Origin of the sequence: Streptomyces sp. NPDC020192 (assembly GCF_044388685.1) — a bacterium.
In the GTDB taxonomy this organism is placed as follows: Bacteria; Actinomycetota; Actinomycetes; order Streptomycetales; family Streptomycetaceae; genus Streptomyces.
The window spans coordinates 444,504-461,175 of the sequence record NZ_JBIRXG010000004.1 but is presented as its reverse complement, the minus strand read 5'-3'; the positions used below and the strand labels follow the sequence as shown (position 1 = coordinate 461,175).

General features: G+C 74.4%; 12 protein-coding genes. 3 read left to right on the top strand and 9 right to left on the bottom strand.

Annotated elements, in window-relative coordinates:
• Nucleotides 1-286: 286 nt before the first annotated feature.
• The gene (locus tag ACH47Z_RS11715; protein ID WP_399073044.1) at nt 287-802 is read left to right on the top strand and encodes a hypothetical protein; all 516 of its coding nucleotides are present in this window, start codon (nt 287-289) and stop codon (nt 800-802) included.
• A gap of 36 nt (nt 803-838) precedes the next feature.
• Here ACH47Z_RS11715 and ACH47Z_RS11710 read toward each other — a convergent pair whose 3' ends face one another.
• The 9 genes from ACH47Z_RS11710 to ACH47Z_RS11670 form a co-directional block, all read right to left on the bottom strand.
• A complete protein-coding gene (locus ACH47Z_RS11710; protein WP_399073014.1) occupies nt 839-5,587 on the bottom strand; it encodes a hypothetical protein in 4,749 nt (1,582 codons plus the stop codon).
• Between the two features lie 50 nt (nt 5,588-5,637).
• Nucleotides 5,638-6,516, bottom strand: coding sequence for a hypothetical protein (locus ACH47Z_RS11705; RefSeq protein WP_399073013.1), 879 nt, complete (start codon nt 6,514-6,516; stop codon nt 5,638-5,640).
• 31 nt (nt 6,517-6,547) lie between these two features.
• Nucleotides 6,548-8,077 carry a hypothetical protein gene (locus ACH47Z_RS11700; RefSeq protein WP_399073012.1) on the bottom strand — a complete coding sequence of 510 codons (1,530 nt, stop codon included), beginning with the start codon at nt 8,075-8,077 and terminating at the stop codon, nt 6,548-6,550.
• A gap of 69 nt (nt 8,078-8,146) precedes the next feature.
• Nucleotides 8,147-8,854 (bottom strand): GntR family transcriptional regulator, encoded by a 708-nt coding sequence (locus ACH47Z_RS11695; RefSeq protein ID WP_399073011.1) that lies wholly within the window; start codon nt 8,852-8,854, stop codon nt 8,147-8,149.
• Between the two features lie 94 nt (nt 8,855-8,948).
• Nucleotides 8,949-9,881, bottom strand: a complete 933-nt coding sequence (locus tag ACH47Z_RS11690; RefSeq protein ID WP_399073010.1) for an SGNH/GDSL hydrolase family protein — start codon at nt 9,879-9,881, stop codon at nt 8,949-8,951.
• Nucleotides 9,878-11,077 (bottom strand): glycosyltransferase, encoded by a 1,200-nt coding sequence (locus tag ACH47Z_RS11685; RefSeq protein WP_399073009.1) that lies wholly within the window; start codon nt 11,075-11,077, stop codon nt 9,878-9,880. The genes ACH47Z_RS11690 and ACH47Z_RS11685 overlap by 4 nt, the downstream gene beginning before the upstream one ends.
• Entirely contained in the window at nt 11,074-12,201 is a 1,128-nt protein-coding gene (locus ACH47Z_RS11680) for a glycosyltransferase family 4 protein (protein ID WP_399073008.1), read from the bottom strand. Before ACH47Z_RS11680 ends, ACH47Z_RS11685 begins: the two co-directional genes overlap by 4 nt.
• Before the next feature lie 188 nt (nt 12,202-12,389).
• On the bottom strand, nt 12,390-13,808 hold the full coding sequence (locus tag ACH47Z_RS11675) for a HEAT repeat domain-containing protein (protein WP_399073007.1): 1,419 nt from the start codon (nt 13,806-13,808) through the stop codon (nt 12,390-12,392).
• A 300-nt stretch (nt 13,809-14,108) separates the two neighbouring features.
• Entirely contained in the window at nt 14,109-14,501 is a 393-nt protein-coding gene (locus tag ACH47Z_RS11670; RefSeq protein WP_399073005.1) for an ankyrin repeat domain-containing protein, read from the bottom strand.
• A 306-nt stretch (nt 14,502-14,807) separates the two neighbouring features.
• Between ACH47Z_RS11670 and ACH47Z_RS11665 the strand changes: the two genes are divergently transcribed.
• Both ACH47Z_RS11665 and ACH47Z_RS11660 read left to right on the top strand, forming a co-directional pair.
• Nucleotides 14,808-15,002 (top strand): hypothetical protein, encoded by a 195-nt coding sequence (locus tag ACH47Z_RS11665; protein ID WP_399073004.1) that lies wholly within the window; start codon nt 14,808-14,810, stop codon nt 15,000-15,002.
• A 40-nt stretch (nt 15,003-15,042) separates the two neighbouring features.
• Nucleotides 15,043-16,665, top strand: a complete 1,623-nt coding sequence (locus ACH47Z_RS11660) for a hypothetical protein (protein WP_399073003.1) — start codon at nt 15,043-15,045, stop codon at nt 16,663-16,665.
• Nucleotides 16,666-16,672: the final 7 nt, after the last annotated feature.

The following is a 16,672-nucleotide window of genomic DNA, read 5'->3' as shown; positions in this document are numbered from 1 at the left end:
GGCGAGTTGTCCGGGCATTGCGGGAGATTGCCGCCGCAATCAAGTGGCCGCCTCGGGCCCGAGCGGGGCGACACGGCCAAGCGGTTGGCTGGATTTTTTCGCCGGTGGGGAATCTTCGGACGCTCTCGTTCGTCCTTGTCCATGGGAGATGGGGGCGGAATGGGCCACAGGTGCCGCATCCCGCACCCCGGCGGCGTAAAACTGCGCAAGCCGGGCAGCCACTGGGGAGTCGGAGTCCTGGGACTCCGGGGCGAGCGGTCAGCCGGCGGTGGGGAGTGACACGGTGATGGGGACGGCGGAGCGGCGTGAAGCGCGCGTGGAGCGCACGGCGGCGCGGCGGGGGCACGGGGAGCCGGATCGCGACATTCCGGCGCGGGGGCGTGTCAGGGAGCCCGTCGGCCATGAACGGCATCCGGACTACCGGGCGTTGTGGATCGAGGAACCCGCCCGCCGGCACCCGATGCCCGATCCGGTGCGTACGGCGGCGGTGCGGGCGCTCTTGATCATCGCGGTGACGCTGATCCAGGCGATGGTGGCCTTCCTGTGCACGATGGCCGGGTCCTGGCTGGCCTTCCCCATGGTGATCAGCAGCGTGGTGAGCACGGTGGTGGCCACCTGGGCGGTGGTCGACGTGTGGGTCACCCGCCAGGTGTGGAACCAGCGGTACGGCGTGGTCTCCGAGCCGAGCAGCACGGCCCGCACCCTGCGCCGCGAGCGGCGGGCCCGCCGGCGCCGGGAGGGGGCCGCACCGCGCGAGCAGGAGCGGATACCCGGCGGCGCAGGTCAGCTGTCCCACCCGTGACCCGGGGCCGGCGGAGCCCCGCCCGCCGTCCGACGGTCACGCCGGTTTCTTGAACATCCGGGTCGCCGTGATCTCGCTGTGCACCGCCTCTCCGGCCTGGGGCTGCTGGGGCAGTCCGGGCCGGAGGTGTTCCTCGACGCTGATGTACTTCAGGCCCGCCCTGAGGTCGGCGTCGTTGCGCAGGCGGATGACCAGCGGGAACTCGGCGAGGGCGGTCGTGTCGAACAGGCCGGTGGTGTAGAGCAGCTGGACGCCGAGCGCGTCGGACACGGCACGCTGCAGCTCCAGCAGGTACGTGGCGTTGGCGCGGCCGATCGGGTTGTCCAGGAACAGCGTGCCGGCGTGCCGGTGCTTGTCGCGGCCCCGGTCGTTGGAGCGCAGGGCGGCCATCGTGCAGTACAGCGCGATGGCGGCGGTGAGCAGCTGACCGCCTGAGAACACGTCGCCCATCTGGCCGACGGGGACGCGCTCGGCGCGCAGCACGGCGTCGGGCTTGAGGATCTCGACCGCCACGCCCTTCGGCTGCAGCGCCGCCGCGACTCCGCGCAGCAGCAGGGACATGCCGTCGCGGCGCAGGTCGGAGTTCTTCTTCACGGCCGCGCGCGTGGCCTCGTCGATGACCTCGCCGAGGCGTTCGGTGAGCGTGGCCTGGTCGGGCTCCTCGAAACGGATGCGCAGGAACTCCTGACCGGACCACTCCCCGAGCCCCTCGGGCAGCCGGGAGAGCCGCTGGGCGGAGCGCAGCGTGGCGAGGGCCGACTCCACGAGTCCACGCAGCCGGTCCACGATCGAGTCCCGGTTGCGCTCCAGCTGCGCCAACTCGTCCGTGAGAACGCGCAGTCGGGGCGCGAAGGCGTCGGCCCACTTCTGGGCGTGCTCGGGCAGCGCGGAGGCGGGCAGTTCGCGGATCTGCTGCCGGGCGGGGGTGCGGACCTGCTCGTAGCGTGTGGAGTTGGCGTGCCGGACGAGGACGTCGCCGGCCTCGCGCACGGCCGACTCGGCGGCGGACAGGTCGGCGGCGCAGCCGCGCAGTGAGCGGCGGGCCTCGGCCGCGGAGTGCCGGGCCTCCTCCAGGCTGCCGGGGTACGGCTGCGGCTCCTCCTGCTCCTCCTCGGGGGCGTGCTCGCGCAGCAGGTCGCGGAGCATCGCGGCGATCTCGTCGAAGCCGCCGGCCGCGTCCTCGGCGGCCCGGTGCGCGTCCTGCAGCTCCGCGTGCGCCTCGCGGGCCTCGGCCAGCGCCTCGGTGCGGACGGCGAGTTCGGTCGTGGCGGTGCGCAGGAGCGCCTGGGCGTGCTCGGCGTCGCGCGGCACGAGATCCTCCGGCAGCTCGGTGTGCGCCTCGCCGTCCCCGGGGGCGTGCCGCTCGGCCTCGCCGCGCAGCCGGCCGAGCTGCTCGCTCGCGGTGGACATGCGGGTCTCCAGGAGCTGGACCAGCTCCTCGGCACGCGCGGCGGCCGCCTGCCGGGAGGGACCGTCGGAGCCGTCGGGCGACTGAAGCAGCTGCTCGGCGCGGGTACGCACCTTGTTGCTGAGCCGGTCCAGTTCGGCGCGGGCTGCGCTCTCGTCGCTCTCCGCGCGCGCCTGCTCGGCGCGCAGGTCGGCGCCGACGCCGACCTTCTCGTACACCTGGGAGGCGGCCCGGTAGGCCTCGCGGAGGGCGGGCAGGGAGGCCTTCGGGGCGTCCGCGTCCTCGACCGGTACGTCATCGGGAGCGCCGGCGATCTCGGAGCGCTCGGCGCGCAGCGCACGCGCGGTGCGGCGGGCGTCGTCGGCGGCACGCTGGGCGGCACGCCGGTCCTCGTCGGCGGCGCGGGCGCGGTCCAGGCAGACCTGGGCACGGGCCTCGGACTCGGCGGCCTCGTCGGCGAGTTCGCGCAGTTTCACCTGCCAGCCGGCCCGCTCGCGGAGCCGGAAGGCGAGGCCGGCGAGGGCGTCGGCGGCGCGGCGGGCCTTCTGCGCGGCCTCCTGACGCTCGTCGCGCACCTGGACCGCCTCGGCGGCGGTCTCCTCGGCCTCCGCGCGCACGGTGCGTGCCTCGGCCAGTTCCGCCTCGGTCTCCTCGGCGAACGCGCGGGCCTCCTGGGCGTCCCGGGCCAGTTCGGTGAGGCGTCCGGCGGGGCAGCCGGTGCGCCAGGAGGCGAGCCGGGCGGCCAGTTCGCGGTCCTTGCCGAGCCGTGCGGCCAGGGTGCGGATCTCCTCGTCGCGCTCGGTGGCCCGTGCGCGCAGCGCCTGCCGCTCCTCGTCGGCGGCGAGTTCGTCGTGCATGGCCGGGTTCGGCGGCACGAGGAAGACGTCGGCGGAGGAGGCGGTGTCGGCGGGGGGCGGGGCGAGCAGCGCGGCGGCCGTGCCGACGGCCACGGTGGAACGGGGCAGCAGGGCGGCGTCGCCGAGGGCCTCGCGGGCACGCGCGTGCGTGTCCGGGTCGGTGATGATCACGCCGTCGACCAGTTCCGGCCGGGCGGCGAGCACGCGCGCGTGGTCGGCGGGGTCGACGGACTGCGCGAGATACCGCCAGCCGGGCAGCGCGGGGATGCCGTGCTCGCCGAGGAACTCCACGGTGGCCAGCACGTCCGGGCCGGGCGGCAGCAGCCCGCCGTCGCCGAGCGCGCCGAGGATCCGGGCGTCGTCGGCAGCGGCCGTACGCAGCTCGAAGAGATGCCGTTCGGCGGTCGTCACGGCGTCGTCGAGGAGTTCGCGCAACTCGTCGGCGAAGCGGTCGAGTTCCTCGGGGGTGAGGGGGCCTTCGGCCGGGGTCCGGGCAGTGCCGGTCCCGTCGGCCGACGCGTCCCGGGCAGCGCCCGTACGGCCGTGTGGGGCCGGCCCCCCGGAACGGTCACCGGACGCGACCTCACCGGCGGCTGCCGTACCGGCCGGGCCGCCCGGGATGTCGTCGGCTCCGGTCCGGGGCCCGGGCACGTCGGCCCGGCCCGGCGCGGAAACGCCCGGCAGGCTCAGCAGTTCCGCGAGCCGCTCCTCCACGGCGAGGGACTCCGCGAGGCGCTGCTCGGCCTCGTGAGCCCGCTCGGCGGCCGTCGCCGCGTCCGCCGCGCGGGCGGCCGTCAACTCGGCGCGGGACTCGGCGGACGCCGCCTCGCGCGCGTGCTCGGTGACCCTGCGGGCGGCCTCGCGGGCCGTGTCCCAGGCGGCCACGGCGGTCTTCTCGGCATCGCTGGCGGCGAGCGCGGCCCGGGCCGGGTCGGCGTCCGGGGCGCTGTCGTCGAGCCAGCCCGCGCGGACGGCCTCGGCGGTCTCCTGCTCGACCTCGGCGAGGCGCTGGCGCAGGTGCCCGGCCTCGCTGCGGGCGCGCTGGGCCTCGGTGGCGGCCGTGGTGGAGTCCCGGTAGGCGCTGTCGCCGGCCTCCTGGAGGGCGGCGGAACGCTCCTCCTCCTCGTTGGCGAGGGTCTCGGCGCTCCCGGCGGCCGCGTGCAGGGCCCGTACGAGGTCCACGGCGGCCTTGGCGCGGGCGGCGAGCGCCGGGGCGGCGTCCCGCTCGGCCTCCTGGATCGCGGCGGACACGCGCGCGACGCGGTCGGCAGCGGCGCGATGCCGCAGCACGGCCTCGGCGGCCTGCCAGGCAGAGTGCAGGGTACGGGCGTCGGCCAGCTCGCGCTTCTGCGCGGCGGCGGACTTCTCGGCGGCGGCGAGCGCCAACGAGGCATGCCGGTAGGCGAGTTCGGCGGCGATCAGGGCGCTGCGCTCCCGGGCGCCCTCGGAGTGCGTGACGGCGTACGCGGCGGCCGTGACCCGCTGGGCGAGGTCGGCGGCGCGCACCCGCTCCTGTACGGCCCGCGCGGACAGCCGCCGGGCGAGGGTGCGGGTGCGGCGCTCGGCGCCGGCGTGGATGTCACGCGCGCGTGAACGCGCCTCGGCGGCCTCGACGATGCGCCCGAGCAGGTCGACCGACCCGGCGGTGAAGTCGCGTTCGGCGATCAGCTCGGCGCGCCGGCCGAGCTTGTTGCCGAAGCCGCTGACGAGGTCGGCGAGTCCGTCGGTGTCGCGGGTGTCGGTGACCGCGCGCAGCAGCAGATCGGTGAAGTCGGAGTCCTTCTTCACCGCGAAGAGTCCGGCCGCCTCGCCCTCGTCGGCGTTCATCTCCCGCTGGTAGCGGAAGAGTTCGGGGTCGAGGCCGAGGTCACCGAGGTGTTCGGTCCAGCGGTCGTGGATCTCCTCCCAGTGCACTTCGAGGTGCGGGTACGCCTTGCCCGCCTCGGTGAACGCGTCGCGGAAGCCCTTCATGGTGCGGCGCCGGCCCTGGGCGCCCGAGGCGCCCTCGACGGGCGGCCGTACGGCGGTGGACTCGGCGACCGGCAGGTTGTCCAGGCTCAGCCCCGGGCCGGGCCGGAACGAGTACCAGGCCTCGGCGAACTTGCGCGGGTCGTTGGAGACCTGCCGTCCGCGCCACTCGCTGACCTTGCCGACGACGACGCACTCGCCGGTCTGCACGTGCTGCCACTCCAGCGCGACGTGCCCGCAGTCGTCGGCGAGCAGGAACTTGCGCAGCACGCCGGAGCTGGCGCCGCCGAGGGTGTTGCGGTGGCCCGGCAGCATCACCGAGAAGATCAGCTTCAGCAGGACGGACTTGCCGCCGCCGTTCTCCAGGAACAGCACGCCCGCGGGCGCGGGCCGGCGCGGCGGGCCGGCCGGCTCCTCCTCGAAGAACTCCGCCTGCGTGGGCGCCGGGTCGGGCACGGGCTCGCCCACGCCCCGCAGGTCAAGCACGGTGTCGGCGTAGCGCGCACCGGCGGGCCCGATGGAGAAGAGGCGGACCCGGGACAGCTCGTACATGGCGGACTCTCGTCGTAAGTCTTCGGAAGATGTGCGGTGGTTCTGGGGCGTCAGGAGTGGAACGGCAGCCCGGCTTCGGCCACCAGCTCCAGGTCCTCGGTGTCCTCGGCGGGCAGCAGGCTGGGGGTGCCGTCGGTCACCGGGACGACGCCCAGCTCGAGCAGTTCGGCCATGGCGGCGGCGCCGGCCATGTCGCGGACCTGGAGCTGGTAGCGGGCCGTGGTGCGGTAGGTGCCGCCGCCGCCGTCGCCGGTGCGCTGCAGGAAACCCGAGTCGGTGAGGAAGGCCAGGGCCTTCGCGACGATGCCGGTGGTGGAGGCGGCCGGCCGGCGGGCGTCCTTGGTGGCGCCGGTGGCGCTGCGTCTGGCCCAGATCCGCCAGGCGGCCTCGAGACCGGGCGCGTCGGTCGCCGGGTCTGTGTTCTCGCCCTGCTCCTCGGCCCGCTCCTCCAGGCGCCGGCAGGCCTGCCGTACGAAGGCGTCGACACCGTTGACCGTGACGCGGCCGATGTAGGAGTCGTCGGCCAGGTCCTCGGGGCGCGGGAACGCCAGTGCGGCGGCGGCGAGATGGGCGAGCCCGTGCAGGAAGCGGTCGCCGGAGTCGGCGGCGGTGCGACGCGCGTAGTCGCCCATGCGGACGGCGAACACCGAGTCCTCGGCGGCCGTCACGGCCATCCCCGCGCGCGGGGAGACCTCCAGCACGACGAGTCCGAGACCGGCGGCGACGGCGTCGGCGATCCGCGCGAACGCGGGGTCCTCGCGGTACCGGCGCAGCAGCTCGGTGTACTCCTGGTCGCGCGCGGGCTGCAGTTTGGGCTGCAGCCCGAAGGCGACGAGCCGCGCCGCGTCGGCGGCGTCGGCGGGGGTGACGGCGGAACCGGCCGGCACGGCGGCGGGCTCGGGCTCACTCCGGTCGACGTGCTCGGTCACGGCTTCGGCTCCTTGTCGCGTTCCTGCTTGCTCATGCTGCTTCCGTCCGGTCCGCCGCCATCCCCGCGGCGTCCAGCAGCGCGGTCCCCACGATGAGATCGGCCCCGCCGAACTCGGGATCGTCCAGCTCGGTCCCGTCGTCGACGGCGAACAGCAGCTTCTCCTCGCCCTGCCGGTAGGCGGTGCCGACGGCCGGACTGGCCGCGTGGACCGCCAACAGGGCCACGAGATAGGCCAGATCGGGGTCCCCGGTCCGCCGGGCCTCGGCCAGCAGTCCCGAGAGTCTGCGCGGCGCGTCCGCGGGAAGGTCCAGCAGTTCCGTGGCGACGGCCAGTTGTTCCTCGCTGAACCGGCTGTCGTCCGGCGTCGCGATCAGGTCGGGTTCGGGCATCTCCGCGCCGAGGTGCTCCCGCTCGACCGGCGGCGTCAGCAGGATGTCGACGAGGTCCGCCACGCGCACGGAGACCGGCGTCCGCAGACCCGTGCCCCGGGCGAAGAACGCGTCCGTGATCCGGATCGCCTGCTCCAGGGGCAGCGGGAGGACGGGGGCGACGAGATGGCCGTACAGGTCTATCCCGGATGTCGCCGCCGGCGTGGCGAAGGCCTGCCGGTCCTGCTCGGCGCGGAACAGCGGGCCCGCTTCCAGCAGGCGCGACTGGAGCTGGGTGTGCCGCCGGATGCAGTCCTTGACGATGTCGACGAGTTCGGCGGCGCGGCGCTTGTGCTCGGGCTCCTCGGTCTCGTCGCGGGCCCTGCGGATGTTGGTGAGGATCGCGTTCTCGTGGCGGTAGCGGTCGGCCACGTGGTCCAGGGCCTCGGCGATCATGTCGGGCACGGCGCTGAGCCAGTCGACCGCGCGGACGTTGCGCCGGGTGGCCTCCAGGGCGCGGCGCAGGGTCTCGGAGTACTGCACCGTGCGGTAGCGGGCCTGTTCGGCGGCGAGCTGGGCGTCGGCGAGGCGGCCGCGGCTGATCAGCACCTCGAGCTTGACCTCGGCGGCGATCTGGGCGCTCGTCACGTCGGTGTCGAGGGCGCCGACCAGGACGTTGACGGCTTCGTCGGTCGTGCGCAGGTAGACCGTGCCGCCGGGGCCGGGGACCTCTTCGATCAGCTTGAAGTCGTAGTCCCGGCGGACGTACGTGCCGTCCGGCCCGAAGGTGCCGTACACCGCGCGGAAGCCGCGGTCGACGCTGCCGACGTTGATCAGGTTCTCCAGGACCCAGCGGGCCACGCGCTCGTGCTCGCCGGCCGGACGGTGCGGGGCCTGGGCGGCGATGCGCGGGATCAGCCGGGCCACGATCTGCTCGTGGTCGGCTCCGGTGTCGAAGTCCATGTTGAGCGTGACGAGGTCGATGGCGGCCAGGGCCACCTCGGCCATGCCGTACACCGAGTACTCACCGGCCAGGTTGGCCTTGCGCGCGTCGAGGTCGTGCAGCGGCGCGGTGCAGGCGAGCGCGCGCAGCCGACGCGCCAGCCCCTCGTCGGCGGCCGGACCCGGAGCCGGGCGCGGCCCCGCGCTGAGCTGGGGCGGAACGCTGTCCGTCGATGCAGGCGAAGTCACGGTGCACAGACTAGGTCCTCGGTCTGACATCGACCCAAACACCACAGAAGCGACGGGCGTCACAGAAGCTCAAGAGACCCCGGCGGTGTCCTCGCCGACCCTGCGCCGGTACACCTCCACCACCCGCTCCAGCGAGTCCGCGAGGTAGGTCTCCAACAGCTGTTCCGCCGCGTGCCGGTCGCCGGCCCGGAGCGTCCGCAGGATCTGGTGGTTGCGGGCGAGGTACGGCTCGTGCAGCCGGCGCGGGTCGTCCACGACGTGGAAGGCGAGCCGGAGTTCGGCGAAGACGCTGCGCATCAGTTCGTCGGTGCGTTCGCTGCCGGCGAGGGCGACGAGCTCGCGGTGGAAGTGGATGTTGGCGGTGCCCAGGGCCTTCCAGTCGCTCGCGGCGGCGGCCGTCTCACCCTCGGCGACCGCGGCGGCGAGGGCGTCCAGCGGGTACGGCGGTTCGCCGAGTCCACGGACGACGGCGCACTCGACCAGGGTGCGCGCCCGGTAGATGTCCTCGACGTCCTCGACGGTCAGGACCCGGACGAACACCCCCCGGTTGAGCTCGTGGACCAGCAGGCGTTCGTGCGTGAGCAGCCGGAAGGCCTCGCGCAGCGTGTTGCGGGAGACCCCGAGCGCCCCGCCGATGCCGTCCTCCGACAGCCGGGTGCCGGGCGGGAAGTACCCTTCGGCGATACGGCTCCGGAGGATGTCCGACACCCGCTCCGCCGTGCTCGTACGCCCGAGAAGGGCCCGGTCGCCGGCCAGTCCCGTCAGCTGCTCTGCCATGCCGGGAATTCAATCGCAGGCAAGCGGAACGAGACAACATGGGCATCGCCAGATCGTTGAACAATCCACTACCTCACTCCGCTGCCCGGGTCCCCTACGCCACGCCGTTGACCACCACCTCCGCGCCCTCGGGCGTCACGATGCGGTTCGGCACGGGGACGGTGCGGCGCAGCGGTGTCTCGGCGACCGCGCCCCCGGCGGGGCTCTCCGGCAGGGCGGCCAGGGCCGCGGACACCGCCGCCGACGCGCTCAGGTCGAGGCGGGCGCTGGTCCCGCGGGCCCGGTGGCACATCTCGTCGGCGGCGAGGCGCAGCAGCTGGGGCAGCAGGTCCCTGCACCGCCGGGCCACCCAGCCGGTGCCCGCGGTGGCCAGCCACAGCAGGCTCGCCGTGCGGGTCGGTGCGGGGAACTCCGGCTCGGGCGAGGGCGGTTCGCCGGTCGCCCGGCCCGCCTCGGCGAGCAGGGCGTGGAAGCGGACGGCGAGCTGCCGGTGCCCGCGCTCGCCGGGGTGCAGCCGGTCCGCGCTCCACAGGGCCCGGTCGGTGATCCAGGCCCCGCCCGCCGCGTGCAGGTGGACGGCGCCGTACCGCTCGGAGAGCGCGTGGACAACCGTGTTGACCGCCCGCTGCCGGCGGGCCAGCGGGCGGGCGAGGGCGCCCGGGAGGCCCAGCATCGCGCCGGGGTCGGGCAGGCAGGCGGTGAGCAGGGTGGCGCCCTGCCGGGTGAGGGCGGCGTAGACCTCGTCGAGGTGGGCGGTCACCGCGCGGATGTCGAAGGTGTGGCGCAGGGTGTCGTTGACGCCGATGACCACGGACGCCACGTCCGGGCGGAGTTCGAGGGCGGCCGGGGTCTGCCGCTCCCGCACGTCCCGGGTCTGCGCTCCGCTGACGGCGAGATTGGTGAACTCCACCTCGCCCGCGAGGCACGGCGCCAGCAGCGCGGCCCAGCCCCGCCGGCCGGTGCCGACGGGGTCGCCCACGCCCTCGGTCAGCGAGTCACCGAGGGCGGCGAAACGGACGGTTCTCATGCCACGCCCTCCGGCACGGTGCGCCCGTTGGCGGGTCCGGTGGTGCGTTCGGTGCGCATGCGAGGGAGCACCTCGGCGTCGTGGGCCGCCAGGAACGCCTCCACGGCCGTGCCCCAGCCGAAGCACTCCGCACGCGCGCGTGCCGCCTCGCGGCGCTCACGCTCGCCCCGCTCCAGCAGCATGTCCACGGCGTCGGCGAAGGCCTCGCCGCGATTGGCCGCCGTAGCGCCCGCGGACCCGATCACCTCGGGCAGCGCGGAGGACGCGCTCGCCACGACGGGCGTGCCGCAGGCCATGGCCTCCAGGGCGGCCAGCCCGAACGTCTCGGCCGGCCCGGGGGCGAGGGCCACGTCGGCGGACGCCTGGAGCGCCCCGAGCACGGTCCGGTCGGAGACGTGCCCCAGGAAGGTCACCGGCAGCCCCCGCTCCCGCGCGCGCTGCTCCAGCCGGGGCCGGAGCGGTCCGTCCCCGGCGACCACGAGCACCGCCCGCCGGCCGCGCCGCAGCAGCACCTCCAGGGCGTCCAGGGCGTTGCCGGGACGCTTCTCGACGGACAACCGTGAACACATCACGAGCAGCGCCTCGTCCCCGCGCGCGTGGCGGTCACGCAGCCCGGGGTCGCGCAGTGCGGGGTGGCGTTCCATCAGGTCGACGCCCAGGGGGGCGCGTACGACGTTGCGCGCGCCGATGCGTACGAACTCGCGCTCGGCGAACTCCGTGGTGCACACCACCCGCGAGTAGACGTGCGCGGTACGGGTGTTGAGGGCGTCGGCGGCCCGCCGGGAGAGGTTCTCGGACAGACCCCAGGTGCGCAGCACGCCGTCGGCGGTCTCGTGGGAGACCATCACGGCGGGCACGCGCGCGCGTCGGGCCCAGCGGCCGGTCCAGCGCAGGGTCGTGCGGTCGGAGACCTCCAGCCGGTCCGGGGCCAGCTCCTCCAGGAGAGCGGCCACACGCCGCTTGTCGGTGAGGACGCGGTAGCCGCCGGTGCCAGGCAGCTGCGGGCCGGGCAGGGTGATGACCCGGCCCTGCTCGGTTTCCTGGTCGGTGTGGCGCTCGCCGGGCACGATCAGCACCGGCTCGTGGCCGGCCGCGGCGAAGCCCTTGCCCAGTTCACGCAGGGCGGTGCGCAGGCCGCCGGAGGCGGGTGCGACGAAGTTGGCGAGCCGGACGATGCGCAGGGACGGGCCGGTCATGCCGCCACCACCGTCCTGCGGGCCGCGAGGACGTCGCCGTAGTGGCCGATGAGCTGGTCACCCACGGCGGCCCAGGTGCGGCCCTCGACCATCGTGCGGGCGGCGAGGCCGTACGTGGCCCGGCGTTCGGGGTCGGCGGCCAGGGTGCGCACGGCCTCCGTCACGGCGTCGGTGTCGCACGGCGGGACGAGCAGTCCGGTGCGCTCGTGCGCGACGAGGTCGAGCGGTCCGCCGGCGGCGGGCGCGACGACCGGGACGCCGCTGGCCATGGCCTCCTGGACGGTCTGGCAGAACGTCTCGAAGGGGCCGGTGTGCGCGAACACGTCGAGCGAGGCGAAGATCCGGGCGAGGTCGTCGCCGGTGCGGCGGCCGAGGAACACGGCGCCGGGCAGGGCCTCGGTGAGGTGGGCGTGGCTCGGCCCGTCGCCGACGATCACGACCTTGACGCCGTCCAGGCCGCACACGCCGGCGAGCAGTTCGACGTGCTTCTCGGGCGCGAGCCGGCCGACGTAGCCGACGATCAGCTCGCCGTTCGGGGCGAGTTCGTGGCGCAGCGCCGCGTCACGGAGGTCTGGCCGAAAACGTACGGTGTCCACGCCGCGCGGCCAGAGCCGGACCCGGGGCACGCCGTGCGCCTCGAGGTCGGCGAGGGCGGCGCTGGACGGGGCCAGAGTGCGGTCGGCGGCGGCGTGCACGGAGCGGATCCGCCGCCAGGCCGCCGCCTCTCCGGCGCCCATGTACGTACGCGCGTACCCGGCGAGATCGGTCTGGTAGACGGCGACGGCGGGGATGCCGAGCCGGGCGGCGGCGGCCATGCCGCGGACGCCGAGGACGAAGGGGCTGGCGAGGTGGACCAGGTCAGCGCGGTGGTCGAGCAGTGCCGCGGCGAGGCGTCGACTGGGGAGGGCGACGCGGACCTGGGGGTAGCCGGGGAGGGGGAGGGAGGGGACACGGACGACCGGGCACGGGGCGTCCGTGTCCGGCGCGCTGCCGGGGGCGGGGGCCGGCGCGACGACGAGCGGGGAGTGACCGCGATCTACGAGGTGCCGGGCGGTCTGGAGCGCGCAGTGGGCCACGCCGTTCACATCGGGGGGAAAGGATTCGGTCACGATGACGACACGCATACGGGTGTTGTCGCCCTGCTGGACGTGGCCGCGTCAACTTGGATCTTTCCGCTCGGGAAACGTCCCATGAGCGTTGTGCTGCACACCCGAGCAGGTCAGACGGCCGTCATGGCCGCCTGACCCGCGGGTCACCCGTTGTTCACACGGCGGGCGGTCGTCCGCCCGGGCCGTATGCGTGCGTGGGGGTGTCAGCCGGTGGTGGCGTCGGGGCCGAAGCGGCTGCGTACCGCGGTCTGCACCTCCGCCTCCTCGGCCGGATCGGCGGCCAGGCGGCGCAGGCGCTCCACGACCCGGGCGTCGCCGGTCTCGGCGTGCCGGGCGGCGATCTCGCGGGTGGTCTCCTCGCAGTCCCACAGGCATTCGACGGCGAAGCCGGTGGCGAAGGAGGGGTCGGTGGCGGCCAGGGCGTGGGCGGCACGGCCGCGCAGGTGGGAGGAGGCCGTCTCGCGGTAGATGTGGCGCAGGACGGGGGCGGCGCAGGCGATGCCGAGGCGTCCGGCGCCGTCGACGAGGGTCCACAGGGTGGGTGCGTCGGGGCCCTCACCCCGTACGGCCTCACGGAGGGCGCCGAGGACGAGGTCCTTGTCGCGCGCCCCGCCCCGGCAGGCGAGCATGCGGCCGGCGGCTGCACCGAGCGCGTCGGGGCGCTGGGCCCAGCGACGGGCGCGCTCGACGGCGGCGACGCTGCGCATCCGTTCGAAGGCGTCGACGGCGGCCTCCACGACGACCGTCGTGCCGTCGGCGACCGCGGCCTCGATCAGCTCGAGGGCGTCCGGGTCGTTGCCGTCGGCGAGATAGCGCAGCGCGGTGCAGCGGGCCGCGTCGGTGCCGGTCCGGGCGGCCTGGACGATCTCCGGCCGGTCCTCGGGGCCGGCCACGGCGACCAGACAGCGGGCGGCCGGCACATGGAGGGCGACGCCGCGGTCCATGCCCGATTGCGCCCACTCGAAGACGGCGCGCACGCTCCAGCCGGGCCGCGGGCCGGTGGGCCGCATCTGCCGCTGCCAGCGGTCGAAACAGCCGGTCTCCTGTGCGGCACGTACACGCGTGGCGATCGATTCGCGCGGATCCTCGGCCCACAACCGCCACGGCCGCGGCTCGAAGGCGTCCCGGACGGCGGCGGCCAGCTCGGCCTCGCCCTCGGCATCGGTGGCGAAGCGGGCCAGCACGGGGGCGGCGAGGGCGCGCAGGCCCGCGTCGTCGTCCCGCAGGGCCAGCTCGTCCAGGGCCCAGGCCCAGTTGCTGCCGTGGGCGGCGTACCTGCGCAGCAGTGCGAGCGCGTCCAGCCTGCCGTACGAGGCGAGGTGCCCGAGCACGGCGAGCGCGAGGCCGGTGCGGGACTCGTCGGTGTCGAGGACGTCCTCGGGGTCGAAGAGGTGCGCCTCGATCGCGTCCAGCTCGCCGTTCAGGTCGAGGTAGAGCCGGGCGTAGTACAGGGAGCGGTTCTCCACCTGCCAGTCGTGGCGGGGGTCGCGCAGCACACAGTGGTTCAGGGCCGCGAGCGCCTCGGCGCGCGGGGCGGTGAGCGCGTGCAGCGTGCCGTCGCCGCGGCCCCGCTGGAGCAGGCCGAGCAGCGTACCGCTGGGCGCTATGACCGGATCGAACATGGGAAACAGCCTCACATCAAGCGTCGACGCAACCGGGGAACACGCACTACCTGGCCGCGTGACACAACGTCGGAGCGCCCGCCGTCTCTTGCTTGCTGTAGACCATTTCTCTCTGCCTCTCGTCGGTGGCCCATGCGGACCGCATCACGGCCCGCGCGGTGCGGCAACACCTGCCCAGCCATCGCGTCCGTGAATCACGTCGTCATGATGACCCGCGGTGTGAGCTGCCGCGACCGTATTTCCGGCGGCCCTGTACCGCCTCCCCCGTTTTCGTTGTCGTACCTGGTCAGGACATGTGCATCAGTGTGCGCCGAACAGTTCCAGGAGTTCCGTCTTGGCGAACATCCGGGCGGTGTCGACGGCCGAGGGCGTGCCCGCGGCGGGATCGGCCCCGCCCTCCAGCAGCGCCTTGATGACGTCGGTCTCGCCCTTGAAGACCGCTCCCGCGAGCGGGGTCTGGCCTCGGTCGTTGACGTGGTCCGCGGCGGCGCCGCGGGTGAGCAGCGCGCGCACCGTGCCGGCGTGGCCGTGGTAGGCGGCGAGCATCACCAGGGAGTCGCCGCGGTCGTTGGTGAGGTTGGCCGGAACACCCGCGTCGACGTACGCCACGAGCGCCTCGGTCTGCCCCTGCCGGGCCAGATCGAAGATCTTGGTCGCCAGCTCCACGACCTCGGGGTCGGGGGCTTCGCTCATCGGCCGGACCGCCTCTCCTGAAACTTCGGGGACTGCAGGGAGCGTACGGCAGTGAGCGGAACACGGCCGTACGAGTGAATCGCCAGCGTACTGGCTCGCGCGGCACATGACCCGATGTGCCCGAGGTAAAGATCACGTTCAGCCACGCCCGGAGGCATCGCCCCTGGTCAGCCCCGCCGAGCCCATCCGCCAAGCGGGGGAAATCGACCAGATTTCACCCATTTGCACCTTTTATCGTATGGATACATCCCGTGATGCTGGAAGAACTCATGGTGACTGTCCCCCCTCGACACCAGGAGGCCTCAAATGGTCCTGTCCATGTCCGGCGTCATCATTCTCGGCGTCATCGTCTTCCTGTTCTTCCGCAAGGACGGGCTCAAGGGCTCGCACGCCACGGTCACGGCCCTGTTCGGCTTCTACCTCGCCAGCACGGGCATCGCCCCGAGCATCAAGGCCGGCGGCGAGAGCCTGGCGAGCCTCCTCGGCGGCATCAAGTTCTGACCCAGCCCGTCCCGCCCGCACGCACCGTGAGGAGACAGCAGTGACCCGGCGCCCTCTCCCCCGCGTTCTGAGCAAAGACAGCGCCCAGATCGCCCGGACGCAGCTCGCCCGGAGCCGGGAGCTGGCCCGGACGGCGGCCGACAGCGCCACCGACGTCCTCCACCCGCTGATCACCGTCACGCGCGGGATGCGCCGGCTGGCCTCGGCCGGGCGGCGCAGGTGGGCGGACACGCCCCAGGACAAGCGTGGGCCACTGCTGTTCCTGGTGGCCTCCGTGGTCCTCGTCGTGGCACTGATGCCGTACGGCCCACTGCTCGCCGTCATCTCCGTGATGGCGGCGGCGGCCTGGCACGGCCGCGACCACACCGAGCCGGCCCCCGAGGGGCCGGACGAGTCCCAGATCGAACGGCTCCAGTCCCTCTACGAGGCCCTGGTGCCGTACTTCTCCAGCCCCGAGGACCCGGCGCCGCTGTACGCGCACGGCGGGGAGTGGGAGAAGGCCTTCACGGCGACCGAGTTCGACGACGACGGACGCGTCGCCCGTCTCGCGATCCGCTACCCCGCCTACTTCCCGGACGGCGAGCCCGAGACCCGCGCGCGGATCGAGCAGCTGCTCACCGCGAAGGCCGGACGGGGCCGCGAGTACCACTTCGCGTGGGACCAGGAGGTCAACCGGCTCACCGTGACGACCCTCCCCCCGCTCCCCGCCGACATCCCGGCCCAGCACTTCGTCACCGCGCCGGGCGAGACCGTGCTCGGCTTCACCGATCCGAGCGAGGTCCCGCGCACGCTGCCCCTCGCCTACGGAGAGGAACAGATCGACGTCCCGCCGGTCGTCTGGCGCACCGGCGTACGCTCCACCGAGCCGCACCTGCTGGTCCTGGGGCAGCCCGGCAGCGGTACGTCGACCCTGCTGCGCTCCCTCGCCCTGCAGGCCCTGCGGTACGGCGACGTCCTGATCGTCGACGGCGGCGGCACCGGCGAGTACGCGTGCCTGACCGGCCGGGACGGCGTCCTGGCCGTGGAGTGCGCGCTTCCCGGCGCCCTGGCGAGCCTGGAGTGGGCCGCGCAGGAGACCGAGCGCCGGCTCATCGCGATCAACCTGGCCCGGCAGGCGGGCGACCCGCCGCCGGCGGACACCAGACGCCCGCTGTGGATCCTCCTCGACCGCCCGTCCGTCTTCGCGCACCTGGCCGCCTCGGAAGGCCGCCAGGATCCGCAGGCCCAGCTCCAGGTGCCGCTGCGGCACGGCCGCGGGGCGAACGTGACCGTCGTCGTGGCCGAGCAGTTCGACGGCGCGGAGACACTGAGCGACGCGGTACGCCAGCACACACGCGCGCGTGTCGTCCTCGGCACCGCCGCGCCCCGCCAGGTGGAGGCCGTGCTCGGGGCTCCGCCGCACACCACACCGCTGGGCCATGTGCCGCCCGGGCGCGGATACGCGCGCCTGGGCTCCGGCCCGGTGCACCGGCTCCAGGTGCCGCGCACGCCGGACCCGTACGACGACGCGACGAGCGATGCCGACCGGGCGGCGGTGCTGGACCTGCTGCCGCCCAGGGCCACGGCGGTGGAGGCTCAGCCTCCGGAGCCGACGGACCTTACGAAGTCGGGTGTCGACACGGCACCGGTGACTGCGGAGGCTGTGGGGGCGGAGACCTCGTAGGGAACCG

Excerpts from the sequence above, each read along its gene's own strand:
- ACH47Z_RS11715 (WP_399073044.1), top strand. The coding sequence starts at position 287 with ATGGGGACGGCGGAGCGGCGTGAAGCGCGCGTGGAGCGCACGGCGGCG.
- ACH47Z_RS11710 (WP_399073014.1), bottom strand. The coding sequence starts at position 5,587 with ATGTACGAGCTGTCCCGGGTCCGCCTCTTCTCCATCGGGCCCGCCGGT.
- ACH47Z_RS11695 (WP_399073011.1), bottom strand. The coding sequence starts at position 8,854 with ATGGCAGAGCAGCTGACGGGACTGGCCGGCGACCGGGCCCTTCTCGGG.
- ACH47Z_RS11690 (WP_399073010.1), bottom strand. The coding sequence starts at position 9,881 with ATGAGAACCGTCCGTTTCGCCGCCCTCGGTGACTCGCTGACCGAGGGC.
- ACH47Z_RS11685 (WP_399073009.1), bottom strand. The coding sequence starts at position 11,077 with ATGACCGGCCCGTCCCTGCGCATCGTCCGGCTCGCCAACTTCGTCGCA.
- ACH47Z_RS11680 (WP_399073008.1), bottom strand. The coding sequence starts at position 12,201 with ATGCGTGTCGTCATCGTGACCGAATCCTTTCCCCCCGATGTGAACGGC.
- ACH47Z_RS11675 (WP_399073007.1), bottom strand. The coding sequence starts at position 13,808 with ATGTTCGATCCGGTCATAGCGCCCAGCGGTACGCTGCTCGGCCTGCTC.
- ACH47Z_RS11670 (WP_399073005.1), bottom strand. The coding sequence starts at position 14,501 with ATGAGCGAAGCCCCCGACCCCGAGGTCGTGGAGCTGGCGACCAAGATC.
- ACH47Z_RS11665 (WP_399073004.1), top strand. The coding sequence starts at position 14,808 with ATGGTCCTGTCCATGTCCGGCGTCATCATTCTCGGCGTCATCGTCTTC.